This is a genomic window from Mesorhizobium sp. B2-7-1 (genome assembly GCF_006440735.1).
Classification (GTDB): domain Bacteria; phylum Pseudomonadota; class Alphaproteobacteria; order Rhizobiales; family Rhizobiaceae; genus Mesorhizobium.
Genome location: NZ_VFUA01000062.1, coordinates 22,693 through 38,384 on the forward strand (window position 1 = coordinate 22,693; position 15,692 = coordinate 38,384).

The following is a 15,692-nucleotide window of genomic DNA, read 5'->3' on the forward strand; positions in this document are numbered from 1 at the left end:
CCCACATGCCGGCGGGAGATACGGATGGACAGCTTTCAGGAAGCGGTGACCTCGGACGAAACGCTCGATCCGCCGGACTGGACCGATGTCGGAGTACTCACGCATCGGATCGTCGACGACGCCATCGCGTATCTCAAGGATGTGCGCGAGCGTCCGACCTGGCGTGAGATGCCGGGTGAAGTTCGCGATTTCTTCGACGCGCCGATGCCGCGATCTCCGGCGCCGATGGCCGACGTCTATGACGACGTCGCCCGCAACGTCATGCCTTACCCGATGGGCAACGTCCATCCGCGTTTCTGGGCCTGGTATATGGGCTCCAGCAATTTCACCGGCGCGCTCGGCGATTTCCTGGCTGCGGTCCAGGGCTCCAATCTCGGCGGCGGCAATCATGCCGCGGCCCTGATGGACAAGCAGGTCGTCAACTGGATGAAGGAGATGGTGGGCTTCCCGGCGTCGGCCAGCGGCACGCTGGTCAGCGGCGGCTCGATGGCCAACATCATCGGATTGACCGTGGCGCGCAACGCCAAGGCGGGCGTCGACGTGCGCGAACGCGGCGCCGGCGCCATGCCGAAGCCATTGCGTTACTACGCCTCGGACCAGGTCCATTCCTGCCACCGCAAGGGCATGGAGATGCTTGGCCTCGGTAACCGGGCGTTGCGGCGCATCCCGACCGCTTCTGGCCTTCGCATCGACATCGCCGCGCTCAAGGCCGCAATCGCGGAGGATCGCGCGGCGGGCTTCAAGCCGGCCTGCGTGATCGGCACCGCCGGCACGGTCAACACCGGCGCCGTCGACGATCTCCAGGCGCTGGCGAGCGTGGCGGCCGAGGAAGACCTCTGGTTCCATGTCGACGGCTGCATCGGCGCGCTGATCGCCATCGCGCCCGAGAACCGATCGGTCGTCGCAGGCATCGAGCAGGCGGATTCGATCGCGCTCGATCCGCACAAATGGCTGCATGCGCCGTTCGAGGCCGGCTGCGCGCTGGTGCGGGACGCATCCGCGCACCGCAATACATTTGCCGTCACGCCGGAATATCTGGAATCGGCGCCGCGCGGCCTCGCCTCCGGAGAATGGCTGTTCGACTACGGGCTTCAGACGTCGCGTGGCTTCCGCGCGTTGAAGATCTGGATGGCGTTGAAGGAGCACGGCGTCGAGAAATTCGGCCGGCTGATCGACCAGAACATCGCCCAGGCGCGTTATCTCACCACCTTGATCGAAGCGGAGGCGGCGCTGGAGCTGACGGCGCCGACGACCGTCAATATCGTCTGCTTTCGCTATCTCTTGGATGGAGCCTCCGACGACCGCCTGAAGGCCCTCAACACCGAGATCATGCTGCGATTGCAGGAAGAAGGGGCGGCGGTCTTGTCCGATACGACCGTGCACGGCCAGCATTGCCTGAGGGTCGCCATCACCAATCACCGCACGCGGCGCGACGACCTCGACCTGCTGGTCGCCGAGATGCTTCGGCTGGGACGGGAGATCGAGGCTGCCGCGACACCGTTATGAAATGCGAGGCCGTGTCTCAACCGGCCGGCAGCGCGGCGCCAGGCTTGTAAAGCATGATCGGCCGGATCTCGTAGACGGCGGTGGGATTGACGCGTTTGAGGTCGCGGGCAGCGGCGATTGCCTCGTCCAGGCTCGCGCAGTTAAGCAAATAGAGGCCCAGCAGCTGCTCCTTGGTCTCCGCGAACGGGCCGTCGATCACCATGGCGTCGGCCGGGCCGCGCAAAGTTACCGCCTCCGCCGTCGGGCCAAGCCTTGCCGCAGGCCCAAGCTTGCCCTCCCGGGTCAGCCGGGTGTTGACGTCGAGCAGATCCTTCATCAGCGCCGCGTCCTCGTCAGGCGTCCAGGACTGGACGGTGTCTTCCACGTGATAGGCAAGGACGGCATAAAACATGGCTGTTTTTCCTCGTGACCGCGCGGCCGCACTATCACAAGGATGGTCCTGCCGATCCAGTGGCGCGGCAAGCCGGCGCGCCGGCTCCTGACTCAAGCTGCCACGGGCAGCCGCAGCTCCGTCAGCAGGCCGCCACCCGGATAATTGGACAGATCGACCTCGCCGCCGGCGCCGCGCGCGATGTTGCGGGCGATGGTGAGGCCTAGGCCTAGGCCGCCGGTGGTGCGGTTGCGCGATTCCTCCAGCCGCACGAAGGAGCCGAACACGGCATCCAGCTTCGCTTGCGGGATGCCGGGGCCCTCGTCGCGGATCGAAAGCGTGATCGTGTCCCCCGATCGCCGCACGCCGAGATGCGCTTTCTTGCCGTAAGTCACCGCGTTCTGGATGAGATTGGTGATGCAGCGGCGCAGCGCCACCGGCCGCGCGACGCAGATCAGGCCGCGCGAAGGCACCACGTCGTCGTCGAAGGACGCGCCGTCGAAGGAGTCCGCGACCGATTCCACCAGCGACCAGAAATCGATCCGCTCGGCCTTTTCCTCGGTCACCTCGAATTTGGCGAAGTCGATGACCGAACTGGCGATGCTTTCGATGTCGGCGAGGTCGTGCGCCAGCGCCTCGCGCGCCGGCGACCTGCGCAGCAGTTCGAGGCGCAGGCGCATCCGGGTCAGCGGCGTGCGCAGATCATGCGCCAGCGCCGCCGCGAGGTGCTCGCGATCCTCGACATAGTTGCGCAGGCGCGTCTGCATGGCGTTGATCGCCTTCGCGGCAGCGCGGATCTCGCGGCTGCCGCTCTCGGCGATCGGCGGGCTTTTCAGGTCGTTGCCGATGCGCGTCACCGCCGTTTCCATCATCCGGTACGGCGCCGTCAGCCGGCGCAGCGACCAGATCGACATGATCACGATCAAACCGGCAATCAGCGAGTAGAGCGGCAGGCTGTCGAGGCTGAGAATCGGTCCCGCCGGCGTGATCGGCTCGGTGAAATTCAACCATTGCCCGTCGGAAAAGCGCAATGAGGCGGTCAGCTTGTCGCTTTGCGCGAAATCCGCGGCCAGGACCAGAAGGTCGCGCTCGACCTGGCCGACATCCTTGTTCACCGTCTGGCCGTCCGGGACGTCGGACTCCTGGGTGGCCGGATCGCGCCGCACGCGCGCGTCGGTGACGCCGAATTTCGACAGGCGGCCGACCAGGATGTCCTCCAACTCGGCCAGTTCGTCGTCGCCGGCGATCGAAGAGGTGACGGCGGGCGTGTCCGAAACCGTCAGCGCATAGGTCGAGTTGAACAGGCCGGACGCGGTCGCCTTGCGCTCTTCGGGCGTAGCGTCATGCATCAGCTGCACCAACGAGTAGGCGCGGTCGTTCAACCGGTAGAGATCGACGACGCTGTTGGCGGCGGCGCGGTCGCGCGCGACGATGTAAAGCGTCGCGACCTGGCTGAGCATGAGGCCGGCAATGACGATGAGCAGCACCCAGACAGGCAGGGTCTGCGGCAGGAAACGTCTCATTCGGACGTGGTCTCGGGCAGGAACTGATAGCCGCCGCTGCGCACGGTCAGTATCAGCTTCGGCGTCTTCGGGTCGTCTTCCATCTTGCGGCGCAGCCGGCTCACCAGAATGTCGACGCTGCGGTCGAAACTGTAGCCGGTGTCGCCGCCGGACAGCTCGATCAGCTGCTCGCGGGTAAGCACACGCTGGGCGCTCTTGACGAAAGTTTGCAGCAGGTTGAACTCCGCCATGGTCAATTCCACCCGCACGTCGTCGGGCGCCGTCAGGCGGCGGCGCGCGCAATCCATGGTCCAGCCGGCAAAGCGGTAGATCTGCTTGGTGGTGGGGCGACGCGGCTCGGCGCTGCCGTTGCGTCGCAGCACGGCGCGGATGCGGGCCAAAAGCTCACGCGGATCGAAGGGCTTGGGCACGTAATCGTCGGCGCCCATTTCGAGGCCCACCACACGGTCGGTCGTTTCGGTGACCGCTGTCAGCATGATGATCGGTGTGGTGTAGTTGGCGCGGATCTCGCGGCACAGCTCAAGTCCGCTCTTGCCGGGCAGCATCACGTCGAGGACGATCAGGTCCACCGTCGTGCGGCGCAGGACCGCTTCCATCTCCGTGCCGTCGCCTGCCACCGTCGTATGCAGCCCGCGCTTCTGGAAGAACTCCTGCAGCAGGTCGCGTATGCCCTTGTCGTCGTCGACGATCAGTATGTGCGCATCGGATTTCACTCGAAACCTATCATCTTATTTTGCCGGACATCTCTTCGCGAAACACCCACACGATAGAATTCGGGCCACATCTTGGCCAGTGGCTGCGATCGTCGCGCAGATCGGCTTCCCCAGAAACAATCCAGAAACAAAATTCTACAGTCGGGAAAAACTGGTGAAAAATTTCAAGGGCATAACCGGTGCCGTGGCGGTCAGGTCATCGGCTGCGACGCAAGTTTCCGGAGTAACGGACAAGACCAATGCAGAGGTTCTGGATCAGCGTGACGGGTGCTTTGCTCAGCATGTCGCTCATCACAGCAGCAGCCGGCACCTCGACCCCCGCGAAGGTCGCGACTCCCGCGAAGGCGGCCACCGCAAGGGTTGCCCCACTCACCCGGACCGAGCGTTGCACCGATCTCAGCCGTCAGGTTGACGAAGCCCTCGAAACCCATGCCGCGGCAACGCAGGTCACCGCGGCGAAAGCACTGCAAAGAAAGGGAGACCGGTTCTGCGCCAACAAGAAACAGGCACAGGGAATCCGGATGCTCGCAAATGCTTTGAAGTTGCTTGGAGTGACACCGATCGATCCCGGTCAGTGACACTCATCCAGACCTGCAAGAAAAAGGAAATGAAGCCATGAAGAAGTCCATCCTCTCCGCCCTCGGCCTCGGTGTTGCTCTCGCTTTCGCTATGCCGGCTCTCGGCAACGCCGCCGCCACGACGACCGCCGCCCCGGCTGCTTCGACCGCGACCACCACGGCTGCTCCGGCCGACAGCACGGCTGCGAAGCCGATGAAGAAAGCCGCTGCCAAGAAGGCCTGCAAGGTGACCAAGACGCACAAGTGCCCGGTCAAGAAGGCCAAGAAGGCTCCGGCGAAGAAGTCGTAATCCAGGCTTTCAGTCCTGATCATTCAAGACCGCTCCGGCCGGTTCCGGCTGGAGCGGTCTTCCGGCGGCCGAAACTTGACACCGGCAGCTCCCGCGCGCTGCCCCGATCCTTAACCCGATCGCAATGCCGGTGCTGTAGGACAATCCGCATGAAGAAGCGGTTTTCGTCCCGGATGCGCTCGCTGACGCTTGGCGGCCTGATCGCCACCGCGGCCGCGCGATCGTTGATCATCTTCACCGCAAGCCCCGTGCCGGATCCTGCCAGTGGCAGGACCGAGCCTGAGCTATTCGCTCCGCTGATCTCTTCAAGCTTCGACTACATCACGCCGACGCAGTCCTGGATTCTGCTCTTGCTGACCGGCGCGACCGTGATCGGCTTTGTCGGCTGGATGTCCTTCGCGCTCGTAGAGCGTGGATCGGGGATCGACGACGGTGGCCCTGGCAGGTCGCGCACGGCCGGGCGGCAGGGCCGTTGACCAGCGGGCAGCACTTCCCCACATAAAGTCCATCGCCTTGGCCTCGTCGGTGTTGCGCAGGCAAATGGACGAGCGCGTTCCCGCGTGACAAGTGAAATGAAAACCCAGTTCGTCACTGGTGGATTCCGATGCCCGAAACCGTCATCAAGCCCCGCGTCAAGATGCAGCCGAAGACCGAGCGGCCGAAGCTCTACAAGGTCATCCTCGTCAATGACGATTTCACGCCGCGCGAGTTCGTGGTGAGGGTGCTCAAGGGCGAATTCAAGCTGAGCGAGGATCAGGCGCACCGCGTCATGATCACCGCGCATACGCGCGGCGTGTGCGTTGTCGCGGTGTTTACGCGCGACGTCGCCGAAACCAAGGCGGCGCGCGCCACCGATGCCGGCAAGGCCAAGGGCTACCCGCTGCTGTTCACCGTCGAACCGGAAGAGTAGGGGGCTCGCTTCCCTTCTCCCCTTGTGGGAAAAGGTGTCGCCGAAGGCGACGGACGAGGGGTGTTCCAGGGAAAGCCGACATGTCACTTCGCTGGAGCACCCCTCATCCGTCTCGGCGCTATCGCGCCGATCCACGTTCTCCCACAAGGGGAGAAGGGGAAGGTGGCACTACCGCCCCTCGCGATACCACATCGAGCCGATGGCGAGCAGCAGCAGGCCGAGGCCGAGGAAGCCGCCGAACAGAGGCACGCGCGACACCGCCTTGAGCGCGCTGTCGTCGGTGGTGCGCAGGCCGATCCAGTCGTCGCCCGACGCGGCCGCGGAAGAGCGGACCGGCACGATCGACGGCAAGGTCACGCCGCCGGCGAGATTGCCAAGCGTCGACGACGAGGCCAGCCGCCGCACGCTGCCGCCGGTCGCCTCCGCAGGCGCCTTCAGCCTGTCCTCGGTCGAGACGACGTCCGCGAATTCCGGCGCGTTGATCGGGCCGACATGGGCCAACGCGGTGAGATCGCCATTGCCGATCTGGTAAAGGCCGATCTCGCTGGTCTGCAGGCTGCCGGTGAAGATGCCGGGCTCGGCTTTATCGAGCTTCACCGTCACGGCCTTGCCGGACGGCGTGATCACCTGGGCGGGGCCCGGATCATCGCTCATCGTCTGGCGGCGGATTTCAAGCATCATGCCGCGGCCGTCGGCGGTCAGCCGTTCCTCCTCCAGTTCCGGCTCCTTCATCAACCAGTGGGCGATGCGGCGATAAAGCTGCACATGCGGGCCGCCGCCCTCGAAGCCGCGCGCCCACAGCCAGCCCTGGTCGGACAAGAGCATGCCGACACGGCCTTCGCCCTTGCGGTCGAGCAGGAGCAGGGGCCGGTTGTCGGCGCCCTTCATCACCACTTCGCCTTCCGGATTCTTGACGCCGATGGTGCGGAACCAGCGGCTCCAGTGCGGCGGCTCGCTCGCCGAGCCGTCGAGCCCGCGCGTCACCGGATGGCGCTGGCCGAGATCGGTCAGGCGCGGATAAAACGCCTTGTCCACCACCTCGCCGGTCGGCATGGCCGGCAGCGCGGCGTTGAGCGGCGTGCGGGCGATGGAGTTTTCACCGGCATATTCGGGGCCGGCGGCAATCAGCAGCGCGCCGCCCTTTTCGACATATTCGGAGATGTAATCGTAATAGAGGATCGGCAGCACGTCGCGGTGCTGGTAGCGGTCGAAGATGATCAGGTCGAAATCCTTGATCTTCTCGACGAACAGCTCGCGCGTCGGGAAAGCGATCAGCGACAGTTCATTGATCGGCGTGCCGTCCTGCTTTTCCGGCGGGCGCAGAATGGTGAAGTGGACGAGATCGACCGACGCGTCCGACTTCAAAAGGTTGCGCCAGGTGCGCTCGCCGGCATGCGGCTCGCCCGAAACCAAGAGCACGCGCAGGTTCTCGCGGATGCCGTCGACCAGGGCAATCGCCCGGTTGTTGGCGTCGGTCAGCTCGCCGGGATCGCGGTCGATGCCGAGCTGGACGATGTTGCGGCCGGCATTGGGAATGGTGACCGAGAGCTTCATCGGCTGGCCGACGGTCGCGTGCTCGACCGAGACCTGCTCGCCATTGACCGAGACGCGCACGTCCACCGGAGCGCCGTCGCCTTCCGTCGAAATGACGCGGTAAGTCATGTCGAGCGGCTTGCCGACGAGGCCGAAGCGCGGCGCGTTCTCGAAGCGGATGCGGCGGTCTTTCTCATGCTCGTTGCCAGTGATCAGCGCATGCAGCGGCGCATTGAACTCCGCGGCGCCGGCCGGCGCGTCATGCACCTCGCCGTCGGTGATCATGATGGCGCCGCCGATGCGCGACGGCGGCACGTCGCGGAAGGCGCCTTCCAGGGCGCTGAACAGCTTGGTTTCGGTGCGCTCGTCGGCGGCTTCGGACTTGCCGGCCTCGACGACACGGACATCGAACTGCTTGAAGCGGGCAAGACGCTGCTGCAAGCCGGCGAGCGCCTCGTCGGTCTGCTTGGTGCGGTCGCCGATGTCCTGGCTCTGGCTGCGGTCGACGATGAGGGCGACGACGCTCTTCAGCGCCTCGCGTTCCTCGGCGAGGAACACGGGATTGAGCAATGCCGCGGCAAGCGCGAGCAGCGCGATGAAGCGCAATGCCGAACCGCGTTGGCGAAACCACAGGCCGACCAGCGCCAGCAGCAGCAACGGCACGAAGAGCAAGCCAAAAAGCGGCCAGGAGAGGAGCGGTTCGAAGGAGATCGACCAGTTCATGACTTACTGCCCCAGCCGTTCGAGCAGCACGGGCACATGCACCTGGTCGGATTTGTAGTTGCCGGTCAGCATGTACATCATGATGTTGACGCCGGCGCGCAGCGCATAGACGCGCTGCATCGGGTCCGGCGGCACGGTGGGCAGCATCGGATCGCCGTTTTCGTCGATGGCCCAGGCGCCGGCGAAATCATTGGCGGTGATCATGATCGGCGACACGCCGTCGCCGGTGCGCACGGGGCGGTTCTCGGTGTTGCTGGCGTCGAGCGAGGCCTCGACCCAGAGCGGGCTGCCGTTGAAGCGGCCGGGAAACTCCGGAAGGATGAAGAAGGATTTGGTCAGCACATGATCCGACGGTACCGGCTCCAGCGGCGGCACGTTGAGATTGCCGAGGATGTCGCGCAGCCGCTCGGTCGCAGGGCTTGCCGAGCCGGCGCCGATACCGTTCGAGAACTGGTCGCGCGTGTCGAACAGAACCGTGCCGCCCTGCTGCATATAGGCGTCGATGCGGGCGATCGCCGCCTGGCTGGGCATCGGCGCGGTCGCATCGATCGGCCAATAGATCAGCGGGAAGAAGGACAGCTCGTCCTTGGCAATGTCGACGCCAGCCGGCGGGCCGGGCTCGAGCGCGGTCTTCTCGATCAGGAAACGGGTGAGGCCTTCAAGGCCGGCGCGGCTGATCGCATCGACGCCCGGTTCGCCGGTGATCACATAGGCGATGCGGGTTTTCGAAATATCGTCGATCGCCTGGGCGTCGCCCGGCTTCGAATCGTCGGCGCGGGCAAGGTCGGCGTGGCCGAAAAGGCCGCCCAGAACGATCAGAACGGTTGCGGCGGTCGCCACGGCCGCACGGCGCGGCCGGCGCGCCAGCAGGCCGCCCATCCAGAACACGGCCAAGGTGTCGAGCACCATCAATAGGAGCGCGATGGCGACCAGCGGCCCTTTGAGGTTTTCCGATTCGTCGAAGGCGTAGGGGACGGCTGTCACCGGCAGCGAGACCTGCGGGCGCGCCAGCGGCGCGAACGTGCTTGAGGCGTCGAGCAGGTTATGCGCGAACACCCCGGTCTCCGAGCCGTAAAGGCCGGGCGGGTTTTCCAGCGTCACTGGCAGCGGGCCGGCGCCGGGCACCAGCGGCCTGGCATCGGGCGAGGGCGGGGTCAGCATGCCGTCGGCGCCGATCATGCGATAGGGTGCCAGCGACGCGGCAGTGGCTTCGGCATTGGCGATCGCGGCGCCCTGGTTGCGTGACAACTGCACGACGCGCCGCAGCATCTCGACGAAGGTGCCGGAGATCGGCAGGTTCGACCAGGTCGCCTCGGGCGTGACATGGAAGAGCACCAGCGTGCCCTTGTCCTTCTTCATGCCCGTCACCAACGGCGTGCCGTCGGCAAGCGTGGCCCAGGTGCGCTCGACGATGTCGGGCGTCGGTTCGGCCAAAACCTGCCGGCTCACCGTCACCTCGGAGGGCGGGGAAAGATCGGCAAAGGGACCGTTCTTCGGGAATTCGGTGACGGCCTGCGGGGTGGTCCACGAGAGCGCGCCGCCCAGCGCGCGCTCGCCGCTGCGCAGCCTGACCGGCAAAAGGTCGTCGTCATTGCCGGCCGCGGCAAGACGCGGGCCGGCAAAACGCACCAGCGTGCCGCCCTTGTCGACCCAGTCGACCAGCCGCTGCTTGACCTGCTCCGGTATGGTGCCGACATCGGCCATGATGATCATTGCCGGCTTCTGGTCGAGAAGCTGCGGAATGGCGTCGGCCAGGTCGGCGCTCGATGGCTCGACCAGATCGGCGAAGGGCTGCAGTGCGCGGCGGATATAGTAGAGCGGCGACAGAAGCGGCTGCGCCTGGTCGGCCTCGGCCTGCGACAGAAGACCGACGCGGCGGCGCTTGGAACTCTCGTCGAGCACGCGCACGGCGCCGGCCTGGTGCTCCCCGTCGAGCGCGATCGAGGCAAAATCGTTGCGCAGCTCGAAGGGAACCGCCATCGCCGCCGTGGCGGTGGCTTCGCCCGGCGCGAAGGTCAGCGTCGCATCGGCGATGCGGCGGCCCTTGTCGTCGAAGGCGCCCGCGGTGACCTGCGCCGGCGCCGGATTGCCCGGCGCGCGGATGGCGGTCAAAGCGAAACCGTCGACCTGGTTGTCGGCGCCAATCAGGCCGGTCAGGGAAGGCCGGTCGGAGGTGGCCCAGACCAGCCGTGTGGCGTTCTTTTCGAGCAACGTCTTGAAAGCGGCGTCGTCGCCTTTGGCGGCAAGCCCATCGGCGAGCACCGCAACGCTGGCGCCAGGCAGGCGCTCCAGCGCGGCGGCGACGCGGGCGTAGACGGCAGGACGGTCAGTCGGGACCGGCCGCGGCTTGGCGGCGCGCAGGTGATCGAGCGCGGCCGAGGCGTCGAAAGGACCGATCTCGGCATTGGGCTTCTCGGCGGTGAAGGCGATGACGATAGGCACGCCGTTCGAGCCGGCATCTGCGATCAGCCGCTCGGCGGTGGCCACGCGCTTGTTCCAGTCGGCGGCAGTCGCCCAGCCATTGTCGACGACAAGCGCCAGGGCAGCACCTTCGGCAGGCAGTTTTTCGCGTGGATTGAAGACCGGCTCGGCCAGCGCCATGACGACGAGCGCCGCCATCAGCAGCCGAAGCAGCGTCAGCCACCAGGGGCTTTGCTGCGGGGTTTCCTCGCGCCTCAGGACCCGCGCGAGGATCTTCAGCGGCGGAAAAACTTCCGTTTGCGGCCTGGGCGGGGTGAGCCTGAGCAGCCACCAGATCACCGGCAGCGCCAGAAGGCCCCACAACACCATGGGCGCCCCGAAGGAGAGCGGCAGCCAGCTCATGCGACCGCCTTTCCGGCATGACCGCCGCCGGCGGTCAGCCTTGGATGCCCGTCGGCGGTCATCGCCATGTGGACGCGCACCAGCGCCTCGGAGGCGAGGCGGTCGGTGTGGTTGACGGTGTAGCTCCAGCCGAGCCGCTTGCACCACGCGGCCAATTCCTCGCGGCGGGCCCTGTAGAGCAGGCGGTATTCCTCAGCCAGCATCTCGGCACGGCCGGCGGTCAGCTTGTCGCCGGTCTCGGGATCGGTGAACTCCGTGCGGCCGGCATAGGGGAAGGTTTCCTCGGCCGGGTCGGCCACCTCGATCAGATGCGCGCGCACGCCGTGACGGGCGAGCACGTCGAGCCAGGCCATGGTTTCCTCGACCGGATCGAGGAAATCGCCGACGAGGATGATGTCGCAGAAGCGGCGAATGGCCGACAAGTCGGGCTTGGCGGGCAGCGCGGCGGCATGGCTGAGCTGGGCGGCGATGCGCTCGGCGCCGTTGCGGGCGGTGAACGGGTCGGTCAGGCCAGGCCAGGCGATGCGCTCGCCGCTGCGTGACAGGAGCTCGGCCAGGGCAAGCGCCAGCACCAGCGCGCGCGATTCCTTCGAAACGCTTGCCGCGGCGGATTTATAGAGCATGGAAGGCGAAGGGTCGGCCCAGAGCCAGACGGTGTGAGCCGCTTCCCATTCGCGGTCGCGCACATAGGTGTGGTCGTCGCGGGCTGAGCGACGCCAGTCGATGCGCGAGGAATCGCCTTCGACATAGGGCCGGAACTGCCAGAAATTCTCGCCGATGCCGCGCTTGCGGCGGCCGTGCCAGCCGGCGATCACCGTGTTGACGATACGGCGCGCCTCGACCAGCAGATCCGGCACCAATGAAGCCCGCAACCGGCCACGGGCGAGCGCGTCGCGCGTCGCAACCGGTGCCTGGACCTCGCCTATTCGACCCATCAGATGCCTTTTGCCAGCTTCGCCACCACGTCGCGCACGGAAGTGCCTTCGGCGCGGGCGGCGAAAGTCAGCGCCATGCGATGCTGCAGCACCGGTTCGGCCAAGGCGCGGACGTCGTCGACCGAGGGCGCCAACCTGCCATCATATAGGGCTCTCGCCCGGGCGCACAGGGTCAACGCCTGGCTGGCGCGCGGGCCTGGCCCCCAGGCGACGTGCTTGTCCGTGTCGGCGTTGCCCTGGCCTGGCCTGGCCGAGCGCACCAGCTTGAGGATCGCCTCGACGACGCTTTCCGGCACCGGCATGCGGCGGATCAGCGTCTGGATTTCCCGCAGTCTGGCCGGCTGCAGCACGTTGTCGGCCTTGGCCTCGTCGACGCCGGTGGTTTCGAGCAGGATGCGGCGTTCCGCCTCGATTTCCGGATAGAGGATGTCGACCTGCATCAGGAAGCGGTCGAGCTGGGCCTCGGGGAGCGGATAGGTGCCTTCCTGTTCCAGCGGGTTCTGCGTCGCCAGCACGTGGAAGGGCGAGGGCAGGTCGTGGCGGGCGCCGGCGATGGTGACATGATATTCCTGCATCGCCTGCAGCAGCGCCGATTGCGTGCGCGGCGAGGCGCGGTTGATCTCGTCCGCCATCAGCAATTGCGTGAAGATCGGCCCGGAAATGAAACGGAAGGAGCGCTTGCCGAACTCGTCCTGCTCCATCACCTCGGAGCCGAGGATGTCCGACGGCATCAGGTCGGGCGTGAACTGGACGCGGCGCGAATCGAGGCCGAGCACGATGCCGAGCGTCTCGACCAGCTTGGTCTTGGCCAGGCCCGGCACGCCGACCAGCAGCGCATGGCCACCGGCCAGCAACGCCACCAGCGTGCGCTCGACGACGGCTTCCTGGCCAAAGATCACCCGACCGACCGCGTCGCGGACCCTGGAGATGTCGGCCAGCGCCTTTTCGGCTTCCTCGATCATCGCGGTTTCGCTGATCGGGCTTTCCTTGATCATCACGCTCATGCCGTTTCGATCCTTGTGGTTGGAAATACCGGCCTGCATTCTCAATGGTGCAGAATGCCGCGATTCGGCCCCGCCTGGCGCCTGCAATCGTACTTAAATCACAGACTTGGGCGGACAAGGCTGACAATCGGGACAACAGTGACTATTTCGTGACCATGGCTGAACGCAGCGAACATCGTGAACAAAGCCCGGGCGAGCAGAGCCTGAGCAAGCAGAGTCTGACTGGCGCCACCGAGGCGCGCGGCCTGGAGGCGCTGATTTCGCGCGCGGCGCGCGCAGGCAAGGGGCCGGCGCCGGTCGAGCGCTGGAATCCGGACTTCTGCGGCGATCTCGACATGGAGATCAAGGCGGACGGCACCTGGTTCTATCTCGGCACGCCGATCGGCCGCATGCCACTGGTGCAGCTGTTTTCCAGCGTCCTGCGCAAGGATGCGGACGGCAAGACCTATCTGGTGACCCCGGTCGAGCGGGTCGGGATCCGCGTCGTTGATGCGCCCTTCGTCGCCGTCGAAATGAATGTGTCCGGCAGCGGGGACGAGCAGGTCATCACCTTCCGCACCAATGTCGGCGATGTTGTCGCCGCCGGCCCCGGCCATCCGCTGCGCTTCCTCGACGAGGACGAAACCGGTGGCCTGAAACCCTATGTGCTGGTGCGCGGGCGGCTGGAGGCGCTGGTGGCGCGGCCGGTGATGTATGAACTGGTCGAGCATGGCGAGGAGATCGACATCGACGGCAGGGCGATGTTCGCGGTCCGCTCGGGCGGCGAGGTCTATCCGATCATGCCGGCCGACAAACTGAGACGGCTGAGCGCGTGATGGATCAGATGACGCCGGCGGCGTTTTCGATCGCGGATTTTCGGGCGCGCGTCGCGGCGCAGGCCGCGTTCGGCCCGGGCGACGATTTCGGCGACCACCGCTTCAATCCCGACCATCCAAGGCTCAAGCACATCAAGCCGCTACGCGACGCGGCGGTGCTGATCCCCGTGGTCGACCGTGCCGAGGGCGCCATGGTGCTGCTCACCAAGCGCGCCGAGAAGCTGCGCAGCCATTCCGGCCAGGTGGCTTTTCCAGGCGGCACCATCGATCCGACCGATCCAGGCCCCGAGGCCACGGCGCTGCGCGAGACCTTCGAGGAGATCGGTCTCGATCGCGACCATATCGAGATCATCGGCCGCATGCCGGACTACGTCTCCGGCAGCGGCTACCGCATCGTGCCGGTGCTTGCCATCGTGCGGCCGGGTTTTTCGCTGACGCTCAATGCCGATGAGGTCGACGCTGCCTTCGAGGTGCCCTTGAGCTTCCTAATGGACCCGGCCAATCACGCGCGCGACAGCCGCATGTGGAACGAGCTCGAATGGTTCTTCTATGAGATGCCCTATGGCGGCCAGCGCATCTGGGGCGTCACCGCCGGCATCATCCGTACCCTCTATGAAAGGCTTTATGGTTGAGCGCTGAGGCGTCACTCTCGGGCAGGGCCGATTGGCTGAACGACAAGCACCTGCAGAAGCTGCTTGCGGCGCTGAAGCAAGGCGGCGAGGAAGCGCGTGTCGCAGGCGGCGCGGTGCGCAATGCACTGATGGGCCAGCCGGTCGCCGACATCGACATCGCCGCGACCACCGTGCCGCAGGAAACGGTCCGGCGCGCCGAGGCGGCCGGCTTCAAGACGGTGCCAACAGGTATCGAGCATGGCACCATCACCGTGGTCGCGGGCGGCAAGCCCTATGAGGTCACGACGCTGCGAGCCGATGTCGAGACCGATGGCCGGCGGGCAAAAGTGATCTTCGGACGCGACTGGAAAGCCGACGCCGAGCGACGCGACTTCACCATCAACGCGCTCTATGCCGAAGCGGACGGCAGGGTCGTCGACCTCGTCGGCGGCATTGCCGACATCGAAGCGCGGCGGCTGCGCTTCATCGGCGACGCGGAGGCGCGCATCCGTGAGGATTATCTGCGCATCCTGCGCTTTTTCCGTTTCTTTGCCTGGTATGGCGAGGGACGGCCGGACGCGGAAGGGCTGAAGGCCTGCGCCAGGCTGAAGGAAGGGCTCGCGCGGCTTTCCGCCGAACGCGTCTGGTCCGAGCTGAAGAAGCTCCTGTCGGCTCCGGATCCCTCGCGCGCGCTGCTATGGATGCGCCAGGCCGGCGTGCTCACCGCCGTGCTGCCGGAGAGCGAGAAATGGGGCATCGATGCCATCCATGGCCTGGTCAAGGCCGGAAAGGATCTCGGCTGGGCCGTCGATCCGATGCTGAGGCTGGAGGCGATCCTTCCGCCCGATGCCGTGCGTATGAAGACGCTTGGCGAACGGCTGCGGCTTTCGAACGACGATGCCGACCGGCTGCGGCATTGGGCGCTGACCGTTGCGCCGGATGCCAAGATGACCGAGACCGAATTGGCCAAGAAACTCTACTACGGCGATTGCGGCGGCTATCTCGACCGCATTCGGCTGGCGCTTGCCGCCGCGCGGACGCGTGCCATCGAGGACAATCAGGCGATGATCGAAGCCGGCGGTTTTTCACGCCTGCTCAATTTCACGCTGAAATGGGAAAAGCCGGCGTTTCCGATCAAGGGCGCCGACCTGACCGGGCTTGGCGCGTCGCCCGGGCAGAAGCTCGGCGCAACGCTGAAGAACCTCGAGAGGGAATGGGTCGAGTCGGGCTTCACCCTGGAACGCGGCGCGCTCGTGAAACGCGCCGCGCAAGCGCTGAAAACCTAAAGCGCGTCGCGCTGAACCGGATTCAGGCGACGCGCTTTAAGTCTTTGTTTTGATGCATGTCGTTGTCCCAGAA

Annotated in this window: 15 protein-coding genes; 8 read left to right on the forward strand and 7 right to left on the reverse strand. The window is 66.0% G+C overall.

Annotated elements, in window-relative coordinates:
• Positions 1-24: 24 nt before the first annotated feature.
• Positions 25-1,506 carry an aspartate aminotransferase family protein gene (locus FJ471_RS21620; RefSeq protein WP_140806775.1) on the forward strand — a complete coding sequence of 494 codons (1,482 nt, stop codon included), beginning with the start codon at positions 25-27 and terminating at the stop codon, positions 1,504-1,506.
• A 16-nt stretch (positions 1,507-1,522) separates the two neighbouring features.
• Here FJ471_RS21620 and FJ471_RS21625 read toward each other — a convergent pair whose 3' ends face one another.
• The 3 genes from FJ471_RS21625 to FJ471_RS21635 all read right to left on the reverse strand — a co-directional run bounded on the left by FJ471_RS21625 (position 1,523) and on the right by FJ471_RS21635 (position 4,112).
• The gene (locus FJ471_RS21625) at positions 1,523-1,897 is read right to left on the reverse strand and encodes a YciI family protein (RefSeq protein WP_140806776.1); all 375 of its coding nucleotides are present in this window, start codon (positions 1,895-1,897) and stop codon (positions 1,523-1,525) included.
• A 92-nt stretch (positions 1,898-1,989) separates the two neighbouring features.
• Positions 1,990-3,399, reverse strand: coding sequence for an ATP-binding protein (locus FJ471_RS21630; protein ID WP_140806777.1), 1,410 nt, complete (start codon positions 3,397-3,399; stop codon positions 1,990-1,992).
• Positions 3,396-4,112, reverse strand: a complete 717-nt coding sequence (locus tag FJ471_RS21635; RefSeq protein ID WP_140806778.1) for a response regulator transcription factor — start codon at positions 4,110-4,112, stop codon at positions 3,396-3,398. Before FJ471_RS21635 ends, FJ471_RS21630 begins: the two co-directional genes overlap by 4 nt.
• A 239-nt stretch (positions 4,113-4,351) precedes the next feature.
• Between FJ471_RS21635 and FJ471_RS21640 the strand changes: the two genes are divergently transcribed.
• From FJ471_RS21640 to clpS, 4 genes are all read left to right on the forward strand, one after another.
• Entirely contained in the window at positions 4,352-4,690 is a 339-nt protein-coding gene (locus tag FJ471_RS21640) for a hypothetical protein (protein ID WP_140806779.1), read from the forward strand.
• Between the two features lie 37 nt (positions 4,691-4,727).
• A complete protein-coding gene (locus tag FJ471_RS21645) occupies positions 4,728-4,979 on the forward strand; it encodes a hypothetical protein (RefSeq protein WP_140806780.1) in 252 nt (83 codons plus the stop codon).
• Positions 4,980-5,128: 149 nt separating this feature from the next.
• Positions 5,129-5,455: a hypothetical protein gene (locus tag FJ471_RS21650; RefSeq protein WP_246684788.1), complete on the forward strand. Its 327-nt coding sequence runs from the start codon at positions 5,129-5,131 to the stop codon at positions 5,453-5,455.
• A 128-nt stretch (positions 5,456-5,583) separates the two neighbouring features.
• A complete protein-coding gene (clpS, locus tag FJ471_RS21655; protein ID WP_140806781.1) occupies positions 5,584-5,889 on the forward strand; it encodes an ATP-dependent Clp protease adapter ClpS in 306 nt (101 codons plus the stop codon).
• A gap of 168 nt (positions 5,890-6,057) precedes the next feature.
• Here the strand turns inward: clpS and FJ471_RS21660 are convergent, their stop codons facing one another.
• From FJ471_RS21660 to FJ471_RS21675, 4 genes are read right to left on the reverse strand one after another with little or no spacing between them, the layout of a single operon-like run.
• Positions 6,058-8,145 carry a hypothetical protein gene (locus FJ471_RS21660; RefSeq protein WP_140806782.1) on the reverse strand — a complete coding sequence of 696 codons (2,088 nt, stop codon included), beginning with the start codon at positions 8,143-8,145 and terminating at the stop codon, positions 6,058-6,060.
• Between the two features lie 3 nt (positions 8,146-8,148).
• Positions 8,149-10,968 (reverse strand): DUF4159 domain-containing protein, encoded by a 2,820-nt coding sequence (locus FJ471_RS21665; RefSeq protein ID WP_140806783.1) that lies wholly within the window; start codon positions 10,966-10,968, stop codon positions 8,149-8,151.
• Entirely contained in the window at positions 10,965-11,903 is a 939-nt protein-coding gene (locus FJ471_RS21670; protein ID WP_140806784.1) for a DUF58 domain-containing protein, read from the reverse strand. The genes FJ471_RS21665 and FJ471_RS21670 overlap by 4 nt, the downstream gene beginning before the upstream one ends.
• Positions 11,903-12,907, reverse strand: a complete 1,005-nt coding sequence (locus FJ471_RS21675) for a MoxR family ATPase (protein ID WP_140806785.1) — start codon at positions 12,905-12,907, stop codon at positions 11,903-11,905. Before FJ471_RS21675 ends, FJ471_RS21670 begins: the two co-directional genes overlap by 1 nt.
• Positions 12,908-13,062: 155 nt before the next feature.
• Here FJ471_RS21675 and FJ471_RS21680 point away from each other — a divergent pair, with 155 nt between their 5' ends.
• The 3 genes from FJ471_RS21680 to FJ471_RS21690 are packed head-to-tail and all read left to right on the forward strand — an operon-like array spanning position 13,063 to position 15,619.
• The gene (locus FJ471_RS21680) at positions 13,063-13,722 is read left to right on the forward strand and encodes a DUF1285 domain-containing protein (RefSeq protein WP_140806791.1); all 660 of its coding nucleotides are present in this window, start codon (positions 13,063-13,065) and stop codon (positions 13,720-13,722) included.
• Complete coding sequence (locus FJ471_RS21685; protein ID WP_140806786.1) at positions 13,722-14,354, forward strand: CoA pyrophosphatase; 633 nt, start codon at positions 13,722-13,724, stop codon at positions 14,352-14,354. Before FJ471_RS21680 ends, FJ471_RS21685 begins: the two co-directional genes overlap by 1 nt.
• A complete protein-coding gene (locus tag FJ471_RS21690) occupies positions 14,351-15,619 on the forward strand; it encodes a CCA tRNA nucleotidyltransferase (protein ID WP_140806787.1) in 1,269 nt (422 codons plus the stop codon). The genes FJ471_RS21685 and FJ471_RS21690 overlap by 4 nt, the downstream gene beginning before the upstream one ends.
• The last annotated feature ends 73 nt before the right edge of the window (positions 15,620-15,692 follow it).

Coding starts and splice junctions, on each gene's coding strand:
- FJ471_RS21645 (WP_140806780.1), top strand. CDS start 4,728: ATGAAGAAGTCCATCCTCTCCGCCCTCGGCCTCGGTGTTGCTCTCGCT.
- clpS (WP_140806781.1), top strand. CDS start 5,584: ATGCCCGAAACCGTCATCAAGCCCCGCGTCAAGATGCAGCCGAAGACC.
- FJ471_RS21660 (WP_140806782.1), bottom strand. CDS start 8,145: ATGAACTGGTCGATCTCCTTCGAACCGCTCCTCTCCTGGCCGCTTTTT.
- FJ471_RS21685 (WP_140806786.1), top strand. CDS start 13,722: ATGGATCAGATGACGCCGGCGGCGTTTTCGATCGCGGATTTTCGGGCG.
- FJ471_RS21675 (WP_140806785.1), bottom strand. CDS start 12,907: ATGAGCGTGATGATCAAGGAAAGCCCGATCAGCGAAACCGCGATGATC.
- FJ471_RS21640 (WP_140806779.1), top strand. CDS start 4,352: ATGCAGAGGTTCTGGATCAGCGTGACGGGTGCTTTGCTCAGCATGTCG.
- FJ471_RS21665 (WP_140806783.1), bottom strand. CDS start 10,968: ATGAGCTGGCTGCCGCTCTCCTTCGGGGCGCCCATGGTGTTGTGGGGC.
- FJ471_RS21650 (WP_246684788.1), top strand. CDS start 5,129: ATGAAGAAGCGGTTTTCGTCCCGGATGCGCTCGCTGACGCTTGGCGGC.
- FJ471_RS21620 (WP_140806775.1), top strand. CDS start 25: ATGGACAGCTTTCAGGAAGCGGTGACCTCGGACGAAACGCTCGATCCG.
- FJ471_RS21625 (WP_140806776.1), bottom strand. CDS start 1,897: ATGTTTTATGCCGTCCTTGCCTATCACGTGGAAGACACCGTCCAGTCC.
- FJ471_RS21680 (WP_140806791.1), top strand. CDS start 13,063: ATGGCTGAACGCAGCGAACATCGTGAACAAAGCCCGGGCGAGCAGAGC.
- FJ471_RS21630 (WP_140806777.1), bottom strand. CDS start 3,399: ATGAGACGTTTCCTGCCGCAGACCCTGCCTGTCTGGGTGCTGCTCATC.
- FJ471_RS21670 (WP_140806784.1), bottom strand. CDS start 11,903: ATGGGTCGAATAGGCGAGGTCCAGGCACCGGTTGCGACGCGCGACGCG.